Consider the following 5,911-nt stretch of genomic DNA (forward strand, 5'->3'; position numbering starts at 1 on the left):
ATTCAGGACGGGTCAAAATTGTGTACAACGTGTTCGTGTATGATTAGTTACGGAAAATTCGGTTAGAATTTTCCGATGAAGACACAAGTTAATTAATTCCGAGGAATTTCCGTTTAGGAAATTCAGTAGTAATTAATTATACACGTTGTTGTACCCAGTTTTCTATTTTCTTTTTTCTACTTAAGTATAGAGGCTTCTCATTCGTTAAAAATAAACTATTACTATTAGCCTTTTCTTCTTTAATTATTTTTTCCTCAAAAAAGTCTCGGTTTTGTTCAAGAACTAATTTTGCGTCTTGATATTTTCCTTGCATAAGGTTAATATCTATTAAATCGATAAAATTTGTTATTGGATTTTTATTAAAATCAGCAATTATTTGATCATAACTTTCATATTGAGAAAAATAAGGAACAGCAACATTGATTATATTATTAATAATTTCATCTACTATTTTATGGTTATCATCTAAATGAAGTTTATACCAACCTTTTTCAAACTGCTGATTCCAATCTTTTAATCGTTCAGTAGAGTTAGTGGCAATTATACCATTTAGCCTTAAAGATTTATCAGAATAGTTTTCAGCGCGCCAAGTCTCTAGTTTTTTTGAATAAACTAGAAGAATAATTTCAAACGATACTATTTCGTTTTTGTAGTTTTTATGATTCGTGATGAATTTTAAACTTTGTTCAAAATCACCATCTTTTCTCTTTATTCTTAAGTCAGATTTCCGAAACTTAAAATTTAGATTGTCAATTTTAGGAATAATATTTTCAATAATTATTTTCGCAATTCTATCTCTTGGTTTTAAATCTTGAAAAAGTTGATTCTTGTTTTTTGACTTTCTGTTTAACCAATCATTCTGAGCATCTAAAAATCCTTTATATGACATAATTTTTGTGTTTTCTCAAATTGGGTACAACGTGTTCGTGTAATGATTAGTTACGGAAAAGGGCGTTAGTCGTTTTCCGATAAGCACTAAAGTTAATTAATTTCAAGGGATTTTCCGCTAGGTAAATCAGCAGTAATTAATTATACACGTTGTTGTACAACGTTTTTTAATTCCGTTTTAGAATTTAAATACTTTATTCGATTCAAGAATTAGCAATTCCGCATTTTGTCCTATCGAATTAAGGTTCTCAATAATTTCATCTGCAATTTTTTTTGCTTTCTCGTATTTTACTTCCTTATTAAAAGTAAATTGAATTCCTGGGATTTCCCACGAAAAACTAAATTCATCTTCTCCGACTTCGTAAAAAGGCCATTCGTCTTTAATAACTTTTTTCCATTCAAACGAGTTCGGTGTCATTATTCTGTCATATTCCTCATTTGGAATTTCATCCACTCCAGTAATAAGAAACTCAAAATTTTCTCCAGTCCAATTTATTCTGTCCATATTTGCTTTACTGTTTTCTGTTTTAGTTTCATTGTTTAGTTTGTCAATTCCTTTCAATAGCATTTCGTTCAAAATAAAAATATTGGATAAACTAGATAAATCTTTCTTTCTGGTTTTTCCAGAGAAAATCAAGCATTTTCCATTTAGTTCGATAATTGCATTTTTTGATTCCATTAATGGTAATGTAGCTGGGCTTTCTAAAATTAAATCTGAGTACTTACTTTTTTTTCCATTAAAACTAAAAGAATCAGATCTCCATAATGTTATATACGACAAAAGAGTGAGCATATTAGATTGAGTAAGTTTACAAGAAACAAAATCATTATCTAAGTCTAGTTTTCTAGATTTAATCGTCGTTTTTGTCATTCTTGAATTCCATTTCACTTCAACTTCTAATGACCAATTATTGTGATTTTCAACAAAATTCACTTCTCCCTTGAGAAGAGTTTTCATTGAGTTAATAATAGATTCCGTGAATTTATGTTTTTCTTTCAAGAGTTTTTTCTGAAATGTTGTACAACGTGATTGTGTATGATTATGTTGCGGATTGAGCCGAAGCTGTTTTAGCTTCGGATGAGCCACTTTTGGCGAAAAATCCGCTGGAGGAAAACAGCAAGGCTTTGACTTGTAAATTTTCCGATAACATAAATATACAAATTGTAGATGAAATTTTTCTAAATAACTGACAGTAGCAATTAATTATACACGTTGTTGTGTGTAGTTTTATTCTTCAATTTCTTTTACTGGATTTGTCATTAGTCCAACAATTTTAGAGACTACATATTTAGCAACTACTGTTCCACCTTCATGACCATTCCCTTTCATGCCTAGTCTAATTTTATCTTGATGGTATTTTCTTAATGCATCATTAATAATCCACATTCTAGCTTTTCCTGAAGATGGAACAGGACTATTTTTTTGAGTAATGACTTTTCCATTCTTATCCATAAATTCAGGCCAAATCATAAAAAGCTGACCTTTATGTTTTCCATTATATTCATACCAAAAATCCCAACGAATTCCTTGATAAGGAAGTGTTTTTCTGCCACCTTCTGATTCCGTTAAAATCCGATAATCTACTTCAAAATCATGAGGATGTTCTAGCCGTTCATTGTATGGTTGGTGATTTTCCATTTATAATTTAGGTTATCCATTAGTAGCAATTATTAAATTCGGATTTTCTCCCTGTTCTATTTTTCTGTAATTAACAAAAGCACCACATTCCAAAATTGCATTAAGTAATTCAGGTTTATTTTTCTTTAAGAATTTTCCATTTTCAATTTGCAACAAGGTTGGTTGTTCCGTCATTTCGTCAACACAATCAATCCAAGCATTCATATTCATTCCATAATAATCTGGAAAATTCAAGTTGGATTTAAATTCAGAGTGAAATGAATTCCAATCTGTTATTTTTTTTCCATCGATTTTGAATGTTATCATTTAGTTTCTCTAATTACACACAACGGTTTTGTGTATGGAAAGTTGCGTTGAACGAGCGCGAGGATTTTCCGAAGGAAAATCAGACGCAAACAAAAACGCAACGACCATTTGCTTTGACTAAAATAAGCAATTTTTTATACACGTTGTTGTAAAATGTAGCGACACATTTGAGTGAGCACGTTTTGATTGGATTCCGATAAAAATTTTCAGATTCAGAGTTTTTTAGAAAGTACTTACTTAAAATTCAAAAAAAAATTGAAAAACTAAACCAGGCTTTTTTTCGTTCAATTTTCGATTCCACAAACTTGCTCAAATTCCGTTCGAGTGTGTTTTCCGATTCAGGCTCAATTCCACGTAATGCTTGGTTCAAATTCCACGTTTGAGTGTCAATTCAGCGTATGAGTAAAAAATCCGAGTAAAGTGATTCAAATCCGATTTAAATCAGTTCAATTTCATTCAACAGATTCTTGGATTGCTTTTTTCGGAGCTATTTTTTACAACGTGTTTGTATATGGTTTGTTGCGTGTTTTAAGCAACTAATTTAGTAAATAATTACGGACAAAGAAAGTCCGCGAGGACTTTCGTAAGTAGGCGAGAAGCCAGCAATAAATTATATACGGTGTTGGCAACTGGCTTTTATTCTGTTTTCCATAGTTCCCACCATTTTCGGTTTTCAACTTTTGTTTTCTTAATTTCTGCTTTTTTTATTGAATCTGACTTTTGTAATAAATCCTTTCCTTTTTTTATAATTAGTGTTTCTAAATCAAGCTCATAGTTTGTCTTGTTGTATTTATCTCCATAATCTCTATTACTCCAGTCATAAAGTTGACCTTTTAGAATTCCATTTTCAATACGGTTATTTCTTATTCCGTCCCAACACAAACTCTCAATGTATTCTATATCATTCGGTTCATTTACTATTGCTATTGAATTGGAACTTAAAATCAATATCAGTTTGTTTTTATATTTTAAAATTTCTGAAACATAATCTATCTCCTTAATTGGATTTATTGTTTCAACGTCAACAATGTAATTTGTGTTTAATTCGTTTTTTGTTGATATGAAAAAATATCTGTTATCTTTTAAATCAATTATTTCAATTCCCTTTTCAATTTCTCCTTGGAATCCATAAACCCATTTTTCTCCATTTTCTTTATAGAATTCAATTGGGATACAGTATTCAGATAGACAACCGTTAATAGCCAAATATCCATCCAAATATGCTGGTGGATATTTTAATACTTTATATGGTTTTTCTTTTTCGGTCACTGTTTTTTCAGCTTGTTGCCAACGTGTTCGTGTTATGATTAGTTACGGAAAAGGACATGAGTCATTTTCCGCTAGTTGCTAATTTAATTAATTTCAAGGATTTTCCGATAGGTAAATCAGTAGTAATTAATTATACACGTTGTTGTAACACGTTTTATGTTATGAGGATTGACTAATTTAAATTCAAATTTATTTTAAATAGTTTTTAGCAAATATTGTATTTTTATTAAAACTAAAATTTAATTTTATGATTAGGAAGTTTATAACTCTATTTGTTTATTCCCTATTTACAATGACTTGTTATGCCCAAATAATCCAGATTGGAGACGATATAGTTGGTGAAAATCCTTCTTTACTCGGTTCTTCAGTGAGTTTAAGTGCAGATGGAACGATTGTTGCTATAGGTTCGACCTCTGGCGATTTAAATGGTTCTAATTCTGGTCATGTAGGAGTTTATAAGGATATTGGTGATTCTTGGGTCAGGATTGGTGATCTTATAGTTGGGGAGTCTGGTGATGATCGGTTTGGAACTTCAGTTAGCTTGAGCGATAATGGTAATATTGTAGCTATTGGAGCTCCTCAAAATGATGGAAATGGTACAAGTTCAGGTCATGTTAGAGTTTATGAAAATATTGCTGATTCGTGGGTTCAAATAGGTAATGACATTGACGGAGAAGCAAACGATAATTTTTCTGGAAGATCAGTGAGTTTGAGTTCTGATGGTAGTATCGTTGCCATAGGAGCACCTTCAAATGACGAAAACGGACCAGGTTCTGGTCACGTTAGGATTTATGAAAATATTGCCGATTCATGGGTTCAAATAGGAAATGATATAGATGGAGAGTTTGATGGTGATGGGGCTGGTGTCTCTGTAAGTTTAAGTTCTGATGGTAGTATCGTTGCAATAGGATCTCCTGGTAATGATGAAAACGGAAATCAAACTGGTCATGTTCGAGTCTTTCAGAATATGGGAGGTGTTTGGTCGCAATTAGGAGCAGATATTTATGGCGAAGAAACTTTTGATCAATCAGGAGGGGCTATAAGCATTAATGATACAGGTAATATTTTGATAATTGGAGATCGTTTAGCAGGATTCAATGGAATAGTTCGAGTTTATCGATATGAAGTTGATAATTGGGTTCAAATAGGAGCAAATATTGAAGGAGAAGAATTTGGTGATGAATCTGGTTATGCAGTGGCAATAAATGGTAACGGTAGTATTATTGCAATTAGTGCTCGTAACAATGGATTCGCGAATCAAGGTCATGTTCGACTTTTTCAAAATATTGGAGATATTTGGACTCAAATAGGAGATGATATTGAGGGAGATGTAGGTGATTTTTCAGGGGAATCTGTAGATTTAAATGATGATGGGACAGTTGTTGCTATTGGCGCAATGTTTAGCTCTGTAAATGGTGAATCTGGGGCAGGTAGAGTTCGGGTATTCGATACTAGTTCTGTTTTAAGTTTGGATAAAATTTTATTTTCAGAATTTTTGTTGTATCCGTCACCAACTTCAGGAATATTGAACATTAAATCTTTAATTACTTTCAGCCAAATAGAAGTGTTTAATCAATTTGGACAGTTAGTTATATCGTTTGAAGACCAAAGAAAAATCAATATTTCAGCTTTAAAATCTGGCGTATATTTTATTAAACTTAGTAATTCAAATAAAGTAATAGAAATAATAAAAATAATTAAGACTTAAAATTTAATTTCAGGAAAGTTTAAAATTAGATTTTGTTGTAACTAATTTTTGCAATTGGTTAGAATTTATTCTGTGAGTGTCAAAATGTCTAGTCCTGAAAT

Annotated in this window: 6 protein-coding genes; 1 reads left to right on the top strand and 5 read right to left on the bottom strand. The window is 31.3% G+C overall.

The genetic code is table 11. The features are described from left to right. Positions 1 to 136: 136 nt before the first annotated feature. From TD18_RS16075 to TD18_RS16095, 5 genes are all read right to left on the bottom strand, one after another. Positions 137 to 889 carry a hypothetical protein gene (locus TD18_RS16075; protein ID WP_040254712.1) on the bottom strand — a complete coding sequence of 251 codons (753 nt, stop codon included), beginning with the start codon at positions 887 to 889 and terminating at the stop codon, positions 137 to 139. Between the two features lie 177 nt (positions 890 to 1,066). After that, positions 1,067 to 1,846 carry a hypothetical protein gene (locus TD18_RS16080; protein WP_152611403.1) on the bottom strand — a complete coding sequence of 260 codons (780 nt, stop codon included), beginning with the start codon at positions 1,844 to 1,846 and terminating at the stop codon, positions 1,067 to 1,069. Between the two features lie 270 nt (positions 1,847 to 2,116). Beyond that, a complete protein-coding gene (locus tag TD18_RS17440) occupies positions 2,117 to 2,527 on the bottom strand; it encodes a hypothetical protein (RefSeq protein WP_040254715.1) in 411 nt (136 codons plus the stop codon). Between the two features lie 12 nt (positions 2,528 to 2,539). Next, positions 2,540 to 2,833, bottom strand: coding sequence for a barstar family protein (locus tag TD18_RS16090; RefSeq protein ID WP_040254717.1), 294 nt, complete (start codon positions 2,831 to 2,833; stop codon positions 2,540 to 2,542). Positions 2,834 to 3,469: 636 nt separating this feature from the next. Beyond that, on the bottom strand, positions 3,470 to 4,102 hold the full coding sequence (locus TD18_RS16095; protein ID WP_040254719.1) for a hypothetical protein: 633 nt from the start codon (positions 4,100 to 4,102) through the stop codon (positions 3,470 to 3,472). 247 nt (positions 4,103 to 4,349) lie between these two features. Here TD18_RS16095 and TD18_RS16100 point away from each other — a divergent pair, with 247 nt between their 5' ends. Continuing rightward, complete coding sequence (locus tag TD18_RS16100) at positions 4,350 to 5,810, top strand: T9SS type A sorting domain-containing protein (protein ID WP_084205952.1); 1,461 nt, start codon at positions 4,350 to 4,352, stop codon at positions 5,808 to 5,810. The last annotated feature ends 101 nt before the right edge of the window (positions 5,811 to 5,911 follow it).

Origin of the sequence: Psychroserpens mesophilus, assembly GCF_000826645.1 — a bacterium.
GTDB lineage: Bacteria > Bacteroidota > Bacteroidia > Flavobacteriales > Flavobacteriaceae > Psychroserpens > Psychroserpens mesophilus.